This is a genomic window from Streptomyces sp. NPDC047981, assembly GCF_040653315.1.
GTDB lineage: Bacteria > Actinomycetota > Actinomycetes > Streptomycetales > Streptomycetaceae > Streptomyces.
The window spans coordinates 24834-42459 of the sequence record NZ_JBEZNQ010000016.1; the positions used below are offsets into that span (position 1 = coordinate 24834).

12 protein-coding genes are annotated in these 17626 nt (G+C 73.9%); 5 read left to right on the forward strand and 7 right to left on the reverse strand.

What is annotated here, in order from left to right; genetic code table 11:
- Positions 1 to 143: 143 nt before the first annotated feature.
- On the forward strand, positions 144 to 1505 hold the full coding sequence (locus AB0E14_RS12335; protein ID WP_362415376.1) for a streptophobe family protein: 1362 nt from the start codon (positions 144 to 146) through the stop codon (positions 1503 to 1505).
- Between the two features lie 30 nt (positions 1506 to 1535).
- Here the strand turns inward: AB0E14_RS12335 and AB0E14_RS12340 are convergent, their stop codons facing one another.
- The 3 genes from AB0E14_RS12340 to AB0E14_RS12350 are packed head-to-tail and all read right to left on the reverse strand — an operon-like array spanning position 1536 to position 5839.
- Entirely contained in the window at positions 1536 to 2543 is a 1008-nt protein-coding gene (locus AB0E14_RS12340; RefSeq protein WP_362415378.1) for a serine/threonine-protein kinase, read from the reverse strand.
- Entirely contained in the window at positions 2543 to 3187 is a 645-nt protein-coding gene (locus AB0E14_RS12345) for a hypothetical protein (RefSeq protein ID WP_362415380.1), read from the reverse strand. The genes AB0E14_RS12340 and AB0E14_RS12345 overlap by 1 nt, the downstream gene beginning before the upstream one ends.
- Positions 3188 to 3232: 45 nt before the next feature.
- The gene (locus AB0E14_RS12350) at positions 3233 to 5839 is read right to left on the reverse strand and encodes an FHA domain-containing protein (RefSeq protein WP_362415382.1); all 2607 of its coding nucleotides are present in this window, start codon (positions 5837 to 5839) and stop codon (positions 3233 to 3235) included.
- Between the two features lie 90 nt (positions 5840 to 5929).
- On the opposite strand from AB0E14_RS12350, the gene AB0E14_RS12355 reads away from it, so the two are divergent.
- The gene (locus tag AB0E14_RS12355) at positions 5930 to 6550 is read left to right on the forward strand and encodes a helix-turn-helix domain-containing protein (protein WP_362415385.1); all 621 of its coding nucleotides are present in this window, start codon (positions 5930 to 5932) and stop codon (positions 6548 to 6550) included.
- 11 nt (positions 6551 to 6561) lie between these two features.
- On the opposite strand, the gene AB0E14_RS12360 is transcribed toward AB0E14_RS12355, so the two are convergent.
- A complete protein-coding gene (locus AB0E14_RS12360; RefSeq protein ID WP_362415387.1) occupies positions 6562 to 7368 on the reverse strand; it encodes a class II aldolase/adducin family protein in 807 nt (268 codons plus the stop codon).
- Between the two features lie 260 nt (positions 7369 to 7628).
- On the opposite strand from AB0E14_RS12360, the gene AB0E14_RS12365 reads away from it, so the two are divergent.
- Together AB0E14_RS12365 and AB0E14_RS12370 are read left to right on the forward strand one after the other, a co-directional pair.
- A complete protein-coding gene (locus AB0E14_RS12365) occupies positions 7629 to 8327 on the forward strand; it encodes a ThuA domain-containing protein (RefSeq protein ID WP_362415389.1) in 699 nt (232 codons plus the stop codon).
- A gap of 264 nt (positions 8328 to 8591) precedes the next feature.
- Positions 8592 to 9983 carry an NADP-dependent succinic semialdehyde dehydrogenase gene (locus tag AB0E14_RS12370; RefSeq protein ID WP_362415391.1) on the forward strand — a complete coding sequence of 464 codons (1392 nt, stop codon included), beginning with the start codon at positions 8592 to 8594 and terminating at the stop codon, positions 9981 to 9983.
- 21 nt (positions 9984 to 10004) lie between these two features.
- Here the strand turns inward: AB0E14_RS12370 and AB0E14_RS12375 are convergent, their stop codons facing one another.
- Positions 10005 to 11018, reverse strand: coding sequence for a PHP domain-containing protein (locus tag AB0E14_RS12375; protein ID WP_362415393.1), 1014 nt, complete (start codon positions 11016 to 11018; stop codon positions 10005 to 10007).
- Positions 11019 to 11028: 10 nt separating this feature from the next.
- Positions 11029 to 13119, reverse strand: a complete 2091-nt coding sequence (locus AB0E14_RS12380) for a SpoIIE family protein phosphatase (protein ID WP_362415395.1) — start codon at positions 13117 to 13119, stop codon at positions 11029 to 11031.
- A gap of 186 nt (positions 13120 to 13305) precedes the next feature.
- Between AB0E14_RS12380 and AB0E14_RS12385 the strand changes: the two genes are divergently transcribed.
- A complete protein-coding gene (locus tag AB0E14_RS12385) occupies positions 13306 to 16572 on the forward strand; it encodes a BTAD domain-containing putative transcriptional regulator (protein WP_362415397.1) in 3267 nt (1088 codons plus the stop codon).
- Between the two features lie 98 nt (positions 16573 to 16670).
- On the opposite strand, the gene AB0E14_RS12390 is transcribed toward AB0E14_RS12385, so the two are convergent.
- Entirely contained in the window at positions 16671 to 17543 is an 873-nt protein-coding gene (locus tag AB0E14_RS12390; RefSeq protein ID WP_362415399.1) for a siderophore-interacting protein, read from the reverse strand.
- Positions 17544 to 17626: the final 83 nt, after the last annotated feature.

Below are 17626 nucleotides of genomic sequence, written 5' to 3' on the forward strand. Positions count from 1 at the left end.
GAACCGAGGGGCGGCCGGACGGCGGGTGGGAAGTCACGTTTTTCCCTTTCTTCCGTTCCGCGCCCATTGTGTGCGCGGAACGTGCCCGGCTCGCAAGCGGACGCCGTCCACAGGCCCTGCGAGCAGCGGTCTCCGGTACTAGCGTGGTGAGCGTGAGCAGTCGGCTCCCCACCACGTCCCGCCCGGCGCACGACACCGGTCACCTCGCCCGCCATTGGGGCGAGGCCCTGGTAGCCGTCCTCGCCGGGTTCCTCGCGATGGCCGTCGTCGCCGCACTCGGCCTCTGGGCCGCGGGCGCCGCCGATCTGCCCGGCGGATTCGTGAACGTGGTGGCCGCGGTCGTCGTCATGGCCGCCGGCGGCCAGATCGACCTCTCCGGCGACGCGAGCGCGCTCGCCGGTACGAACGCCGAACTCACCGCCATGCCCCTCACCGTCACCCTGGTGGGCGCACTGGTCACCGGATTCTGCTTCCTCCTCCCGCTCCGCCACCACGCGGTGGCCCGGACGGGCGACCTCCTCGCCCGCGTCGGGCGCACCGTCCTGCTGTGGCTGGCCGCGCTCGCCGGGCTCTCCGCCCTCGCCCGCCGCGACTTTCCCGTCACGCTTCCCGGCGGACAGAGCGAAGACCCGATGTCCGACCTGTTCGGCGAACTCCTCGACGCGGTGAACCCGACCGTCGGCTTCCGCACCGAGCTGGGCCCCACCCTGCTCTACGGGCTCCTGTGGATCCTCGGCGTCCTCCTGATCGCCCTGCTGGTCTCGCGGGCGACCCCGCTCCCGCCGCGCCTGGTCCGCTACCACGAAGCCGTCCGGCCGGTCGCCTCCGCGATGCTTCTCCTCGTCCTCGCGTACGTCGCCATCGGCCTGGTCGTCGGGATCGTCGTCGCCGCCACGCGGGGCCACGCGGCCGAGACGTTCGCCGTCATCCTGCTGGGCCTGCCCAACGTCAGCTGGCTCGCCCTCGGCGTCGGGATCGGCGGCTCCTGGCAGGGCACGGTCGAAGGGCCGTTCGGGCTGCCGATGCCGCCCATCCTCGACGCGGTGCTCCGCACCGACACCGAGGGCCTCTCCACGGTGGACCTCCAATCCCTCGCCTCGTACGACTCCAGGGCCTGGTGGATGATCCCGGTGGCAGCCGTCCTCGTCCTCGCCGTGGCCTTCGTGGCCGCCGTCCGCTCGCCCGCCCGTACGCGCCTCTGGCAGCACGCGCTCCACCTCGGCATCGCGTTCGCCCTCACCATGCTGGTCGTCGCCCCCGTGACGCTCGTCGAGGCCCGGTTCGGCCTCTCCATCCTCGGCATCGGCGAACTGGAATCCCTCGGCGGCCAGGTCATCCTGCGCCCCGACGTCTGGAAGATCGCCGGCTTCGCCCTGCTCTGGGGACTCGTCGCCGGATTCCTGGGTGGTCTGCTCGCCTCCGGGGTCCGCCGCCGCGGCGAGACCGGGCAGGCGGGAGGACAGACCCAGCGCCTGTCCGGCGGATCAGGGACGGACGGGCCCTAGCGTCGGGACGCCCCAGCGCCGGGACACCCCCTAGCGCCAGGACGAGGGAGGCTCCCGGAAGACCGGGCGGGCCCAGGCGGGCGGTTCGGGCGGTGGGGGAGGCGGCTTCGGGCCTTCGGCGTCGTCGGGACCCGGGCCGGGGCCCGGGCCGCCCCGCTCCAGCGTCGACCGCAGCGCGGCGACGAACTCCAGGCACGTTCCGTACCGCTCCTCCGGCACCTTCGCCAGCGCCTTCGCGAGCACCTGGTCGGTCGCCTCGGACAGCTCGGGCCGTTCGGTCGACGCAGGGGGCGGCGGGTCGTACTGATGAGCCCAGAGCAGCGCCATGTCGTCGTCGCGGCGGAACGGCGGCGCGCCCGTGAGCGTCTCGTAGACCACGCACGCCAGGCTGTACACGTCACAGCGGCCGTCCACCGGCTTGCCCGAGATCTGCTCGGGCGCCACATAGTCCAGCGTCCCCACGAACTGGCCGACGGTGGTCAGCCCGGTCAGCGACAGGGACTTCTTCGTGAGCCCGAAGTCCGTGAGGTAGACGTGCTCGGGATGGTCGCGGTCGGTGCCCTCGGCGACCAGGATGTTCCCGGGCTTCACGTCCCGGTGCACCAACTCGTGGGCGTGCGCCGCGTCCAGCGCCGACGCCACCTGCACGGCGATCCGTCCCGCCTTCACCGTCGGCAGCGGGCCCTCGCGGTCCAGGAGCGCCCGCAGGTCCTGGCCGGCGACGAAGCGCATCGCGATGTACAGGACGCCTTCCGTCTCACCCGCCTCGAAGACCGGCACGATGTTCGGGTGGTCGATCGCGGCCGCCACCCGCGACTCGTGCGCGAACCGCTTGCGGAACGTGTCGTTGCGGGCCAGTTCGGGCGCCAGCAGCTTCAGCGCCACCGTCCGGTCGAGCCGCAGGTCACGCGCCCGGTAGACGACCGCCATCCCGCCGCGGCCGATCTCGGCCTCGACGCGGTAGTCCGCGATCTGCTTCCCGACGAGCCCCGACTCCCGGCCCGCCGGGAGGTCGGTGTCACGGGCCGGCCCGCCCATCAGCTCTCACCCGGCAGGTGCGCCTGGTCCACGATCTGGGTGGGGGGCGGGCCGGCGGGCGCCTCCTGCTGGTCGTCCTCCGCCGGTCGGGGCACCACCCGGGTGGGTTCGTGCACGACGGAGGCGACCGAGGGTCCGGCCGACGCCGCGTACGTACTCAGGGCCGTACCGTCGCAGTACACCCAGCGCTCGTGCTCGGCGTCGTACAGCCAGAGGGCCTCGCCGTCGACCACCATCCCCACCCGCAGCCCGTGCGTCCGCCGCTGGAACCCGTCCCGGTCCACCCGGGAGGCCGCCAGCTCCTCAGCGGCCCGCCGATACCTGCCGAGCGACTCCTCCGCACGGGCGATCAACGGCCGGGGATCTGCGGTCCTGGCGAGCGGCTGCCGGGCCTCCGGCGGGTCAAGGGGCACGGCGACCAGCAGCCGGGCGTCGACCCACGCCGACCAGCCGTTGGAGCAGAGGACCTCGCCCCAGTCGCCGACGCGCTGTGTGAGCTGCACGGGCAGGAACGAGTCCAGCGGCACCGTCGGCAGGCCAGGATCGGGACCTTCCCAGGCGGGCAGGCCGTCACGCGGCACGATGTGGGTCGGCCGGAAGTCCGGTACGTCGTCGGGGACCGGGGGAGTGACCGGGATGCCCATGGACCGCCTGCCTTCACTGTTCCGGATTCCGGACCGTCCCGGTGATCACTTCCGCATGATCACCGGCTCATGCCGCCGCAGCAGCCTCGCCACGAGGAAGCCGAGCACGACACAGAGCACCACCAGCATCCCCATGTCGAACAGCCAGGCGCCCACCGTGTGGTCCATCAGGGGGTCGGCCGTCTTCTCGCTCGGCGCGGTCGCACCGATGTCGATCGTCGCTCCCATCGCCGCGAACGCCCACCGCGACGGCACCAGCCACGCCAGTTGTTCCAGGACCGGTGTCCCGGTGACGGTGAGCAGCGCGCCGCAGAACACCACCTGCACGATGGCCAGGAGGACGAGCAGCGGCATCGTCACCTCCTCCTTGCGCACCAGCGCGGAGACGAACAGGCCGAGCATCATGGCCGTGAAGGCGAGCAGCGCGACCGCGAGCGTGAGCTCGATGAGCGGCGGCATCAGCACGCCCTTGCCGCCCGGGACGTTCAGTGGCACCCCGATCAGTGCGACGAGCGTGAGGACCACCGCCTGGACGACCGTGATCAGCCCGAGCACCACCACTTTCGACATCAGGTACGCGGACCGGGACAGGCCGACGGCTCTCTCACGCCGGTAGATCGTGCGTTCCTTCACGAGCTCCCGCACGGCGTTGGCCGCACCCGTCAGCACGCCGCCGACGCACAGGATCAGCAGCACGTTCAGCGTCGACTCGGGGTTGAGGCTGCCCTCCGAGAGCGCCCGCGCCATCGCCCCCATGATGAACGGCAGGGCGATCATGATGGCGAGGAAGGTCCGGTCGGCGGAGAGCGCCGCCGCGTACCGGCGCACGAGCGTACGGAGCTGGGACCACCAACTCTGCGCCTTGCGCGGCGGAGGCGGCTCGGGAGCGGCCGCCCCGGCGGCCGGCAGACCGGGCCGCTCCATCGCGTCGGCGATGTACTGCCGGTGGAAGCGCGACGAGCGGTACTGCCCCGCCCAGTCGCGCCCGCGCTCCGTCTCGAACGCCTCGAACGCCTCGGGCCACTGGTCGAAGCCGAAGAAGCCCAGCGTGTCGTCCGGCGGACCGAAATAGGCGACGCGGCCACCGGGCGCGAGCACGAGCAGCCGGTCGCAGACGTCCAGGCTCAGCACGCTGTGCGTGACGACGATGACCGTACGGCCGTCGTCGGCGAGCCCGCGCAGCATGTGCATCACCGAACGGTCCATCCCCGGGTCGAGGCCGGACGTCGGTTCGTCGAGGAAGAGCAGGGAGGGCTTGGTGAGCAGTTCGAGGGCGACGCTCACGCGCTTGCGCTGTCCGCCCGAGAGGCTGTGGATGGGCTGCTGCGCCCGCTCGACGAGGCCGAGCTCACCGACCACCTCGTCCACCCGCGCCGTGCGTTCGGCGGCGGCGGTGTCCTCGGGGAAGCGCAGCTCGGCGGCGTAGGCGAGGGCCCGACGCACGGTCAGTTGCAGATGGAGGATGTCGTCCTGCGGGACGAGGCCGATGCGCTGGCGCAGCTCCGCGTAGTCGCGGTACAGGTCCCGGCCGTCGTAGAGGACCGAGCCGCGGTCGGCGGGGCGCTGACCGGTGAGCGCGCCGAGCAGCGTCGACTTGCCCGCGCCGGACGGCCCGACCACCGCGAGCAGGCACTTCTGCCCGACGGGGAAGGACACCTCCTCCAGGAGCGTCTTGCTGCCGTGGTCGACCGTGACGGCGAGGTCCTGGACGTCGAGGGAGACCTCGCCGGTGTCGGTGAACTCGACGAGCTGTCCGCCGATGAGGCAGAACGCGGAGTGCCCGACGCCGACGATGTCGTCAGGGGTGACCCGGGCCTCGGTGACCGGGGCGCCGTTGAGGAAGGTGCCGTTGTGACTGCCGAGGTCCTGGATCCAGTACGTGCCGTCCGGGTGGGCCCGCAGTTCGGCGTGGCGCCGTGAGACGACGAGGTCGTCGACGACCAGGTCGTTGTCGGGCGCCCGGCCGATACGGACGGTGCGCGTCGGCAGCGGGCGTACGGACGTGGGCTGCCGGAAGGTCCCGGTCAGGGCCGGGTGCGAGACCGAGGACGGCCGGGGCGGGGTGCGCGGCGGCGCGGGCGCGGGCGGCTCGGGCACCGGCACGGGGGGCGGCGCCGGGGCCGGTTCGGGGCCCGGCACGGGAGGCGGGGGCACGGGGGTCCCAGGTCCCGGCTCGCCCAGGAGCGGAGCCTCGGGGACGTCCGCCGGCGGGGCCTCGTACAGCGGGACGACCGGCGGGGTCTCCGGGGGCGGCGGGGTCTCCGGGGTCGGCTCCGGGCTCGCGCGGTCACCCGGGGAGGGAGGCGCAGCCGGTGGAGCGGGGGCGGCCGGCGCCGTGCCCGAGAGCACCGCGCGCGGGCCGTCGCCGGGATGCCCGAACCGGATGACCGTCCCCGGACCGACCTCGCGCACGGCGACACGGTGGCTGTCCGCGTAGGTTCCGTTGGTGCTGCCCTCGTCCTCGAGGGTCCAGTGGTCTCCGACGGCTCGCAGGACCGCGTGATGCCACGAGGCGCGGGCGTCGCCGAGGACGATGTCGCTGGTGGGGTCGCGCCCGATGCGGTAGACCCGGCTCGGACTCATCAGGGTGGCGTCCCCGTCGATCTCGAGGACGAGCTCGGGTGCGGCGGGCGCGACGGGCCGCTGTCCCATGCGTGAATTTTATCTTCCGGGACCGATCCGTGCCTGCGAGGGCCGCCGGTATCGTGGGCGCCTCCACGCACGACCGAAGGAGGGCCCACCGTGCCGAAAGGTGTCACCAAGCGTCGGCCCCGGACCCGGGCAGCCCTGCTCAAGGCCGCCCTGGAGACCTTCGCCGAGCACGGCTTCCACGCCACCTCCATCGAGCAGATCTGTGAGCGCGCCGGCTACACCCGGGGCGCGTACTACTCGAACTTCGCCAGCAAGGAAGAGCTCTTCCTCGCCCTCTTCGACGAGCACAGCGAACGGACCGTACGGCGGCTCGCCGAGGCCGTCGACACCCTGGCCGCCGAGGACTACACCCTGGAGCGGCTCGCCGAGCTCGCCTCCCGGATCGAGCCGGACGAGCGCGACTGGTATCTCGTGACGACCGAGTTCACCCTGCATGCCATCCGGGACCGCCAGGCGGCCTGGGTGCTCGCCCGGCACGACGCCCGGCTGCGGGCCGAGATCGCGCGCGGGCTGACCGACGTCCTGCGCAGGGCGGGCCGTGAACTGACCGTCGACGCGGACCGGTTCGCCCGGATGCTCATCGCGCTGCGCGAGGGCGGTCTCGCGCAGAGCTATGTCGAGCCGGAGGAGTTGCCCCCGGGCAGCCTGGAACGGGACTTCCTCGCCCCGCTGCTGGCGGCGTCGACCAGGGAGATCGACGCAGGCCGGTAGCCGACCGCCGGTCAGTCGAAGAGGTCGGGGTCCGAGGCGGTGATCTGGTCCCACAGCGGCCGGGCCTGGAACCAGCCGGCCAGGTGCGTGCCGACCTGGCCCCTCGTGATGAGCGCCGTCTCGCGGTCGATCAGCTGCGGTGTCCCGGCGGCCATCGCCAACAGCTGTGCCTGGCAGGAGCGTTCCATGGTGACGAACCACCAGACCGCCTCGGCGACCGACTGCCCGACGGTGAGCAGGCCGTGGTTCTTGAGGATGACCGCCTTGTGCCCCGCGAGGGCCTTCGCCACCCGCTCGCCCTCGTCGAGTTCGTTCACGACGCCCCGGTAGTCGTCGTAGATCCCGTGGTCCTCGAAGAAGGCGCACGCGTCCTGGGTGATCGGCGCGAGCGGGATGCCGAGGCTGGAGAACGCCTTGCCGTGCAGGGAGTGCGAGTGCGCCGCGGCGACCGCGTCCGGCCGGGCCGCGTGCACCTGCGAGTGGATGACGAACGCGGCACGGTTCACGGGGCGGTTGCCGACGAGCACGGTGCCCTGGTGGTCGACGAGGATCAGATCGGAGGCCTTGATCTGGCTGAAGCTCATCCCGAACGGATTGACCCAGAAGGCGTCCGGGTCCTCCGGATCGCGCACGGTGATGTGCCCGGCGACCCCCTCGGAGAACCCGAACCGCCCGAAGAGCCGGAATCCCGCCGCGAGTTGCTCCTTGCGGTACCGGCGCTCCGCCTCCACGGTCTCGAAGGCGGGGGGCAGGGGCAGGGTGACCCCCTCGGGCAGCGGGCCCACGGCGGCGGCCAGGGCGGGCGGGAGAGCGTTCACGGGGGCTCCTCACGGCGGCGGGACGCGATGCCGCCAGAAGATACAGAGATGTATCCGATTCGCCAACGGTCCGGGCGCCGGTCCGCGCCGCAGGGTGCGGATACGGCGTGCGGATACGGGGTGCGGCCACGGGGTGCGGACACAGGTTTCGGGCCAGGCTGCGGACCCTGGTTGCGGGGCGGGTGTGCGGGTGGTTACGGTCGGCCGGACACCGAACGGTGAAAGCGCTTACTGCGCCTGCCTGGGGAGGGGCTGACCTCGTGCCGATCGCCGACGTCCTGATCTACACCCGTACCGCCGGCTACCGCCACGACTCGATCCCGGCCGGGGCGAAGGCGCTGGTCGCGCTGGCCGAGGCGGCGGGCCGCGAGGCCGAGGTGACCGACGATCCGGGGGCCTTCACCGCCGAGCGGCTCGGCCGGTGCGCGGCAGTGGTCTTCCTCTCGACCACCGGCACGGTCCTCGACCCCCCGGCCCGTTCGGCCTTCGAGGCGTACGTCCTCGGTGGCGGAGGCTTCCTGGCGATCCACGCGGCGGCGAACGCGGAGCCCGACTGGCCGTTCTACGGCGAGCTGCTCGGCACCCGCTTCGACGGCCACCCGGAGATCCAGCCCGGCGTCGTCCGCGTGGACGTGCCGGACCACCCCGCGACGGCTGCGCTGCCGGGCGGCTGGGCCTGGACGGACGAGTGGTACAACTTCACCTCGAACCCCCGAGCCACGGGGGTGCGCGTCCTGGCCCGCGCCGACGAGTCGTCGTACCGGGGCGGAACGCTGGGCGCGGACCACCCCCTGGTCTGGTGCCGCGGGGCGGGCGAGGGCCGGGTCTTCTTCACGGCGCTCGGGCACGCGGCGGAGGCGTACGAGGACGAGACGTTCCTGGGGCATCTGGCGGGTGCGCTGCGCTGGGTGTCGTCCGGCACGGGATCTCCTGGCCCGCGCCCGGTCACGCACCACTGACGCGCCAGGCCCGCACCCGGTCACGCGCCCCCGAGCCGTCCGGCCCGCACCCGGTCACGGACCCGTGCCGCGCCGGTCGCCCTCCGGCCCGTCGCCCGCCTGCCTCCGGCTCGCCCCCGGCCGCTCTCCGGCCCGCCCCCGGCCCGCACCCCCGCCCTCCGGCCCGCACCCCGGGCCTCGTCACCCCCGCGCCCCCTCCCCGATTGCGGTCCGGTCCCGGGCGCGGGAGGGTGCCTGTGGGACGGACGGGCAGGAGGAGCTCAGATGGCGATCGCCACCGTAAATCCCGCCACGGGCGAGACGCTGCGCACCTATGACGCGCACGGTCACGACGAGGTGGAGCGGCGTGTCGCCGCCTCGTACGAGACGTTCCGGCAGTACCGCTCCACCTCCTTCGCCGAGCGCGCCCGCCTCATGCGCCGGGCCGCCGACCTCCTCGACGAGGACGCCGAGGACGTCGCCCGAACGATGACCACCGAGATGGGCAAGACGATCACGGCGGCTCGCGCCGAGGCCGCCAAGTGCGCCAAAGCCATGCGCTGGTACGCCGACCACGCCGAGGCGCTGCTCGCCGACGAGCATCCCGCCCCGGCCGACGTGCGGGACGCGGGCGCCGACGCCGCGCGCGTCCACTACAGGCCCCTCGGCCCGATCCTCGCCGTCATGCCGTGGAACTTCCCGCTCTGGCAGGTCATCCGGTTCGCCGCGCCCGCGCTCATGGCCGGCAACACCGGCCTCCTCAAGCACGCCTCGAACGTGCCGAGGACCGCCCTCTACCTCGGCGACCTCTTCCGCCGGGCCGGATTCCCCGAGGGCTGCTTCCAGACCCTCCTCATCGGCTCCGGCGCCGTCGAGGCCGTCCTGCGCGACCGCCGGGTCGTCGCCGCCACCCTCACCGGGAGCGAGCCGGCCGGCCGCTCGGTCGCCGCCATCGCCGGGGACGAGGTCAAGAAGACGGTCCTGGAACTCGGCGGCAGCGACCCGTACATCGTGATGCCGTCCGCCGACGTCACCCGCGCCGTCAAGACCGCCGTCACCGCGCGCGTCCAGAACAACGGCCAGTCCTGCATCGCGGCCAAGCGATTCATCGTCCACGGCGACGTCTACGACCACTTCGCCGAACGCTTCACCGCCGCCATGTCCGCGCTCACCGTCGGCGACCCCCTCGACGACGCGACCGACGTCGGCCCGATCGCCACCGAGCAGGGCCGCGCCGACCTGGAGGAACTCGTCGACGATGCCGTGCGCAAGGGCGCCACGGTTCTCTGCGGCGGATCCCGGCCGGCGGACCGGCCGCGCGGCTGGTTCTACCTTCCGACCGTGCTGGCCGACATCACTCCCGAGATGCGCATCCACCAGGAGGAGACCTTCGGCCCGGTCGCCACCCTCCACCAGGTCAGCGACATCGAGGAGGCCGTGGCCGTCGCCAACGACTCGCCTTTCGGGCTCAGTTCGAACGTGTGGACGCGCGACGACGCGGACATCGCCTTCTTCGTACGGGACCTGGAGGCGGGCGGTGTGTTCGTCAACGGGATGACGGCCTCGCACCCCGCGCTGCCCTTCGGCGGCGTGAAGCGGTCCGGCTACGGCCGTGAGCTCTCCGGCCACGGCATCCGCGAGTTCTGCAACGCGACCACCGTCTGGCAGCGGACCTGACCCCGGGCCGCCCTCGCCCTGTCATCCGCCCCGTGTCCACGCCAACAGCTCGTCCGCCGACCAGGTGTTGACCACGCGCTCCGTCGGCACCTCGCACTCCTCCGCCCGCGCGCAACCGAAGATCTGCCACTCCAGCTGGCCCGGCGCGTGCGCGTCCGTGTCCACCGCGAACCACACCCCTGCCGCCACGGCCCGGCGCAGCAGCCGGCGCGGCGGATCGAGCCGTTCGGGACGGCTGTTGATCTCCACCGCCGTCCCCGACTCCGCGCAGGCGGCGAAGACGCGGTCCGCGTCGAAGGCCGACTCGGGCCGCAACCGCCCTCCGCTGACGAGCCGGCCCGTGCAGTGCCCGAGGACGTCCATCAGCGGATTGCGCACCGCCTTCTCCATCCGCCGGGTCATCGCGGGCGCGTCCATCCGCAGCTTCGAGTGCACGGAGCCGACCACCAGGTCCAGCCGGTCGAGCAGCTCCGGCTCCTGGTCCAGCGAACCGTCCTCCAGGATGTCGCACTCGATCCCGGTCAGCAGCCGGAACGGCGCCCACTCCTCGTTCAGCCGCTCCACCACGTCGAGTTGCTCGCGCAGCCGCTCGGGCGACAGGCCGCGGGCCACCTTCAGGCTGGGGGAGTGATCGGTCAGGACCGCCCAGTCGTGGCCGATCCGTGCCGCGGTGCGGCCCATGTCCTCGATGGTGCTGCCGCCGTCGGACCATTCGGAGTGCAGATGGCAGTCGCCCCGCAGCGCCGCCCGCAGGGTCTCACCGCCGGTGACCTCGGGGACGGGGATCTCGGCCTCCAGCCGCGCCAGGTACTCCGGCACCCGCCCTTCCAGGGCCTCCCTGACGACGGCGGCCGTCTTCGGCCCGATGCCCTTGACCGTCTCCAACGTCCCGGCCGCGACGCGCCGCTCGGCCTCACCCTCCGCCATGGCCGCGACGGCCGCGGACGCGGTACGAAAGGCCCGTACGCGGTAGGTGGGCGCCTGGGAGCGCTCCAGGAGAAAGGCGATCCGGTCCAGTGCCGCAACGGGGTCCATGACCGTCCCCTCACCCCTCACCCTGTCCCGCGGAGACCCCCGCCGCCTCGTGCACCGGGCCGATCTCGCACCACACGGCCTTGCCCTCGCCGCGCGGCTCGACGCCCCACCGGGACGCCAGGGCGTCGAGGAGCAGCAGCCCCCGTCCCGACGTGGCCGCCTCACCCGGCGTACGCCGTCGTGGCCAGGCGCTCGACCGGTCCTGTACCGACAGCCGTACCCGGCGCACCGGTTCGGGCAGCACCTCCAGCGTGAGCACCGCGCCGCCCTCCGTGTGCAGCAGCACGTTGACGAGCAGCTCGCCCGTCAACAGCTCGGCGTCGTCGGCCAGTTCGGTCATGCCCCAGTCGCGCAGCGCCTGCCCCACCGCCGCCCGCGCGTCCGAGAGCCCCTGCGGATCCGCCTGGTGGATGTACTGGTGGATGCGCGGCGCCCGTGGCGTCCCGGGGTCCGGGCTGCGCCGCAGCACGAGCAGGGCCACGTCGTCCCCCGCGCCCCAGCGTTCCCACAGCTGCTCCGAGAGATGGTCCGCGAGCGCCTCCGCCTGGGGCGGACCGCTGCTCATCGCCCCCGACAGCGCGTCCAGACCGGACTGGATGTCCGAGCCCGGCTGCTCGACCAGGCCGTCCGTGCACAGCACCAGCGTCTCGCCCGGGACGAGGTCCAGCCGGGTCTCCGGGAACTCCTCGTCACCGAAGACGGTCGCCAGACCGAGCGGCAGCCCGCCCCGCAGCTTGGGCTGTCCGACCCGCCCGTCGGTGTGCCGGATCAGCGGCCCCAGGTGCCCGGCGCGCACCGCGCGCACCGTGCCGGTGCCGAGGTCTACCTGGGCGTACGTACACGTCGCGAAGCGGTTGGTGTCCAGCTCGGCGAGGAATCGAGAGGCCCTGGCGAGGACGGTCGAGGGGGCGTGGCCCTCACCGGCGTACGCACGCAGCGCGATCCGCAACTGGCCCATGATGGCGGCCGCGTGCGTGTCGTGCCCCTGCACGTCCCCGACCACGACCCCGACCCGGCCCCGGGGCAGCGAGATCACGTCGTACCAGTCGCCGCCGACCTGACGCCCGCTCCAGGCCGCGTGGTAGCGGACCGCGATCTCCCCACCGGAGATCACCGGGATACGGCGCGGCAGCATGGTCTCCTGCAGTCCGGTGGCCAGCTCCCGCTCCTCGTCGAAGAGTTTGGCGCGCTGGAGGGACTGCGCGACGATCGCGGCGAGGCCGAGCAGCAGATTGCGCTCGTCGGCGTTGAACAGGGACCGGCGCCGGTAGAACAGCGCCATACCGCCCAGCGAGCGGGCCTGGGCCACGAGCGGCAGGTAACAGGCGGACGTGAACCTCAGCCGCTCGATGTAGGGGGCCAGTTCAGGGAAGTCCCGGCCCAGGGAGCGGAACGCGGGCACGAACCGGGGCCGTCCGCTCAGCACCGTCTCCGCGAGGGGCAGCCCCCGGTCGAGGCGGTGCGAGCGGAAGTCGTTCAGGACTTCCAGGGACTCCCCGCTGAGCGCGATGACATTGAGCGAGCCGTTCTCCACCAGGCCGAGCGCGAGGCCGTCCGCGCCGAGCCGGGCGAGCCCGCCGGGGCCGGTCATCGCCGCCGTCACGTCGTCGACGGTCACCGCCCGCGAGAGCGCGTGCGTCGTCCGCTCGACGATGCTCGTCTGGACCTCGCGGCGCTTCTCCAGGTCCAGGACGAAAGCGGAGTGGGTGACCTCGGCCGTCGTGTCCCGGACGACGCCGACGATGCGGTGGGCCCGCCGGTCCGGAGTGCGCAGGATCCGTGCCTGGACGTGCGTCCACTGCTCCTCGCCGTCGTCCCCCTCGATCCGGAACTGCGCGGTGTACGAGGTCTCGCCGCTGGTGATCGCCGCCCGCACGACCGCGTCGAGGCGGGTGCGCTCCGCGGGGTCGAGGCGCCCGACGAGCGTGGCGGGGCGTCCGTCGAACTGGCTCGCGTCCAGCCCGAACACCAGCAGCCCCGCCTCGTCGACGTCGATGGTGCCCGTGTCGAGGTCCCAGTCGAAGCTGCCGGTCCGATTCATGGCGAGCCGCTCGGTGGGCCCGATCTCGCCACTGCGCGTGCGCCGGTCGTCATCGGTCATCCTCACCATTGTCGAACCCGCACCCCTCCGACGCCATGGCGACGACACACCGAGTGCCCGAGTTGTGACCGACGGGGACGCCCCGTCCGCGGCCGTTCGGGGCTGCCCCCGGGCGGTACGGGGTTGCCCCCGCGGGCGCGGAGGGCTGGTGGGAGGGGAACCGGCCGACCGGGGGAGAATGGGCCGGTGATCATCCGGTACCGCGTGCTCGGCCCCTGCGAGGCCCTCCGGGCGGACGGCGGGGAGGCCGTGTTCAGCGGCGCCCGCCTCCGCGCCCTGCTGGCCGCCCTCGCGAGCGCGGCCGGCCGCACCGTCCAGGTGGACGACCTGATCGGACTGATCTGGGAGGGCGAGCCGCCCGGGGACGGCACGGAGGCGCTCCAGGCGCTGGTCGGACGGCTCCGCCGGGCGCTGGGCCGGGAGGCGGTGGTCTCCGTCGCCGGCGGGTACCGGCTCGCGGCCGGGACCGAGGACGTGGACCTGTACGTGTTCGAGCGGCTGGCCGCCGAGGGCGGGCGGGCGCTGGCGGCCGGGGAGGCGGAGCGGGCGGCGCTCCTGCTCGACCAGGCGCTCGCGCTGTGGCGCGGCCCCGCGCTCGCCGACCTGCCGGGCAGGGACGGCGACCCTCTCGTCGTACGGGCCGAGCAGCGCCACGCCCACGCGCGCAAGGACCGCCTCGCGGCCGACGTGGCCCTCGGGCGGGCCGAGGAAGCCGTGGCGCCGCTGGAGGCCCTGGCGGCCGAGCGCCCCTTGGACGAGACCGTCTCCGCGCTCCGCATCCGCGCCCTGCGGGCCGCCGGGCGCGCGGCCGAGGCGCTGCGGGTGTACGAGGAGGTCCGCACCGTGCTGGCGGACCGCCTGGGGGCGGACCCGGGGGCCGAACTACGCTCCCTGCACGCGGACTTGCTCGCGGGCGACGGTTCGCCCTTCGCGCCGCAGCAACCGCAACCGCAACCGCCGCTGCCCGCACGCCCGACCTCGTTCGTCGGGCGGCAGCGGGAACTCGACCGTCTCGTGCCCGAGTTGGCCCTGCGGCGGCTGATCACCCTGATCGGACCGGGTGGCGTGGGGAAGACGAGGCTGGCCCTGGAGGCCGCCGACGCGGAGGCGCGGCGCCGGCCGGACGGGGCCTGGTTCGCCGAACTCGCCTCCGTACGTTCGGAGTCCGAGGTGGCGGCCGCCGTCCTGACCGCGATCGGCGGCCGCGAGACCCAGTCGTGGGGTGCCACGCCCCGGGACGCGCTGACCCGGTTGGTGGAGCACTGCGCGTCGCGTCGGCTGCTGTTGATTCTGGACAACTGTGAGCATGTGGTGGGTGCGGCGGCGGAGTTGGCGGAGGTGGTGCTGGCGCGGTGTCCGGGGGTGACGGTGTTGGCGACGAGCCGGGAGCCGTTGGGTGTGCCGGGGGAGTTCGTGCGGCCGTTGGAGCCGTTGCCGCAGGACAAGGCGGTGCGGTTGTTGGCGGACCGGGGTGCGGCGGCCCGGCCGGGGTTCGATCCGGGGGACGATCCGGAGGCGTGCGGGGAGATCTGTCGGCGTCTGGACGGGTTGCCGTTGGCGATCGAGTTGGCGGCGGCGCGGTTGCGGGTGCTGTCGCCGCGGCAGGTGGCGGACCGGTTGGACGACCGGTTCCGGTTGTTGACGTCGGGGGCGCGGACGGTGTTGCCGCGGCAGCAGACGTTGCGTGCGGTGGTCGACTGGTCGTGGGATCTGCTGACCGAGGCGGAGCGTGGGGTTCTGCGGCGTCTTTCGGTGTTCTCGGGTGGTTGTGATCTGGAGGCGGTGGAGGCGGTCTGTCCGGCGGGGGACGCTCTCGGTCTGCTCGGTTCGCTGGTCGACAAGTCGCTCGTGGTCGCCGCGCCGTGCGAGGACGGGCCGGGTGGTGGGATGCGGTATCGGCTGCTGGAGACGGTGGCCGAGTATGCGGGGGAGCGGCTGGACGAGGCGGGGGACCGGGCGGAGGCCGAGCGCCGACATCTGGTCCACTACCGCGAGCTCGCCCGGCACGCCGACCCCGCCCTGCGCGGCCCCGACCAGCCGGTCTGGCTCAGGCGCCTCGAGACCGAGCACGGCAACGTGACGGCCGCCCTGCGCACCGCCGTGGGCCTCGGCGCGGAGCAGGAGGCGCTCTGCCTGGTCCTGTCCATGAGCTGGTTCTGGCAGCTCCGCGCCCGGCAGACCGACGCCCGCCTCTGGTCGCAGGCGGTGGCGGCCCTCGGCCCCGACCCCTTCGCCGCGCCCGTCCGGCGCGCCGTCCCCCTCGCCGCGCGCTGCACCGACACACCGCCGCCCTGGTCCGAGGAGCAGCTCTGGGAGGCGCGCCGAGGGTGCGCGCTCGTCGCCCTCGCCGCCGAGGGAGGCGAGGGTTCCAAGGCCCTCGAACGGCCCGACACCCGCGCCCGCCTCGACGCGATCGTCACGGCCTACCGTCCGGGCCTTCCGCAGAACTGCCGCCAGCCGGGCACCATGTGGTTCTTCGCCCGGCTGATGACCGGTGAGTTCGACAGCCTCGAAGCGACACTCGACGCCGTTCTCTCCGCGTGCCGCGCCGAAGTTCTCGGCTGGGAGCTCGCCTTCACCCACCTCATGCGGGCCAAACTCCTCGGCGACCGGCCCGCCGACGCGGAAGCCGCGCTCGCCCACTTCGAGCGGGTGGGGGACGCCTGGGGCACGGCCGAGTCCCGCTCCGCGCGCGGCGAGGCCCACGAACGGTCGGGCCGCCTTGCCGAGGCCGCCGCCGACTACGAGCACGCGGCACGGGCCGCCGCCGGACTCGGCGCGCACGCCCAGGCCACCGTGTTCACGGCCAGGCTCGCCGCCGTACGCCTGCGCCTCCCGGCCACGGACGCGGACCCGGAGGCGCGCGCGGCGGCCGAGCGCCTTCTCGTCGAGGCCGCGGCGGACGCTTCGGCCGAGTCGAGCGGGGAGCCCGTCAGCACGGCCCGACTCCTCCTCGCCCAGCACTACGCACACACCGGACGCACCGCCCTGGCCCGGGAGCAGGTCGACCGGATGGAAGCGGAGTTCAGCGGCGACACGCCCGACCTCTTCCTCGGTGTGACCGGGGGCCTGCGCGGCTGGCTCGACTGCCTCGACGGGGCGTACCCGGACGCCGTGGCACAGCTCACCCGAGCGGTGCGGGATGTGGAGGGCCTCGCGTACGTCGTGGCCCCGCACCTCGTCGTAGGCCTCTTCCCGGTGGCGGCCCGGGCCAGGGCAGGCCGCGGCGAGCCGGGCGACGCCGAGGACGGCGCCCGTCTGCTCGGCGCGTACGACGCGCACCCCGCGGACGCGGGCGGGGCCGGCTTCCGCCCCTTCACCGAACAGACCGAGTCGTCGGTGCGCGCCCACGCGGAGCACGCGCTGCGCGGAGCCCTGGACCCGGCGACGTACGCGCGACGGTACGAGGAGGGCGCCAGGCTCTCCGTCAGGGAGGCGGCGACCCTCGTCTGAACGCGAGCGGCCGCCGCCCGGTCAGTGCCTCTCGCCCATGGCCCTCGGCCCCCCTGTCCTGCTGGCCCTCTCGCTTCCCCCGCCCCCCCCCCGCGTGCTCACCCCTCCGCCGACTCCAGCCGTTCCCGGGCCTCCGCGAGGTCCTCAGGCGTGGGTGCGTCGTCCTGGGTGAGGTGGCGGCGCCAGTACCCGGTGAAATGCACGGCGCGCCGGTCGTAGCCGCGCTCCTGGAGCAGATGGCGCCGGAGTTCCCGTACGGCCCCGGCCTCCCCGGCGAGCCAGGCGTAGGGCGTGCCGGGCGGCAGGACGGCCGCACGCACCGCGTCCGCCGGTGAGACGCCCCCGCGCAGCCAGTGCACGGTCAGATCGCCGGCCGTGACGAAGGGCAGCTCCTCGTCGCTGTCGGCGACCTGGACGAAGGCGAGCGCCCGATGGCCGGGCGGCAGCGCTTCGACGACGGTCGCGAGGGCGGGGAGCGAGCACCCGTCGGCGGCCAGCAGGGTCCAGTCCGCCGAGCCCGCCGTCACCGGTGTGGCGAAGTACGCCGAAGGCCCGAACATCCCGAGCGTGTCGCCGGGCCTGGCGCCGCGGGCCCAGCGCGTCGCGGGCCCCTCGCCGCTCCGGTCGCCCGTGCCGTGCAGGTGGAAGTCGATGTCGAGGGTCGCCGCCGCGGGATCGTGGGCCCGGATCGTATAGCTGCGCATCCAGGGCCGCTCGGCCTCCGGGATCGCGGCGTACGCCGCGTACCAGCGCATCACGTCGCCGGACGGGTCGGGGGAGGGCAGCACCGGCGCCGCCTGGCCGGGGCGCGGCACGTACAGCTTCACCTGCTGGTCCGGTCCGTCGAGGGTGAGGCCGGCGAGCGACTCGCCACCGAAGGTGATCCTGACCGAGCGAGGGGTGACCGGGCGGACGGCCAGGACGCGGATCCGGCGGAGGGGGAGGGCGGCGGAGGCGGCGGGCGGGGGCATCGGGGCTCCTGGTGGTCGAGGCCGGTGATCGCTTCACCGGCGGGTGGGGTCCCCACCCTCCCCGCGCCCACCGACGCGGAGCC

Bases quoted from the DNA above. Each gene is read 5' to 3' on its own strand.
- AB0E14_RS12340 (WP_362415378.1), bottom strand. From the start codon at position 2,543: ATGGGCGGGCCGGCCCGTGACACCGACCTCCCGGCGGGCCGGGAGTCG.
- AB0E14_RS12350 (WP_362415382.1), bottom strand. From the start codon at position 5,839: ATGGGACAGCGGCCCGTCGCGCCCGCCGCACCCGAGCTCGTCCTCGAG.
- AB0E14_RS12375 (WP_362415393.1), bottom strand. From the start codon at position 11,018: ATGGACCCCGTTGCGGCACTGGACCGGATCGCCTTTCTCCTGGAGCGC.
- AB0E14_RS12345 (WP_362415380.1), bottom strand. From the start codon at position 3,187: ATGGGCATCCCGGTCACTCCCCCGGTCCCCGACGACGTACCGGACTTC.
- AB0E14_RS12370 (WP_362415391.1), top strand. From the start codon at position 8,592: ATGGCGATCGCCACCGTAAATCCCGCCACGGGCGAGACGCTGCGCACC.
- AB0E14_RS12390 (WP_362415399.1), bottom strand. From the start codon at position 17,543: ATGCCCCCGCCCGCCGCCTCCGCCGCCCTCCCCCTCCGCCGGATCCGC.
- AB0E14_RS12380 (WP_362415395.1), bottom strand. From the start codon at position 13,119: ATGACCGATGACGACCGGCGCACGCGCAGTGGCGAGATCGGGCCCACC.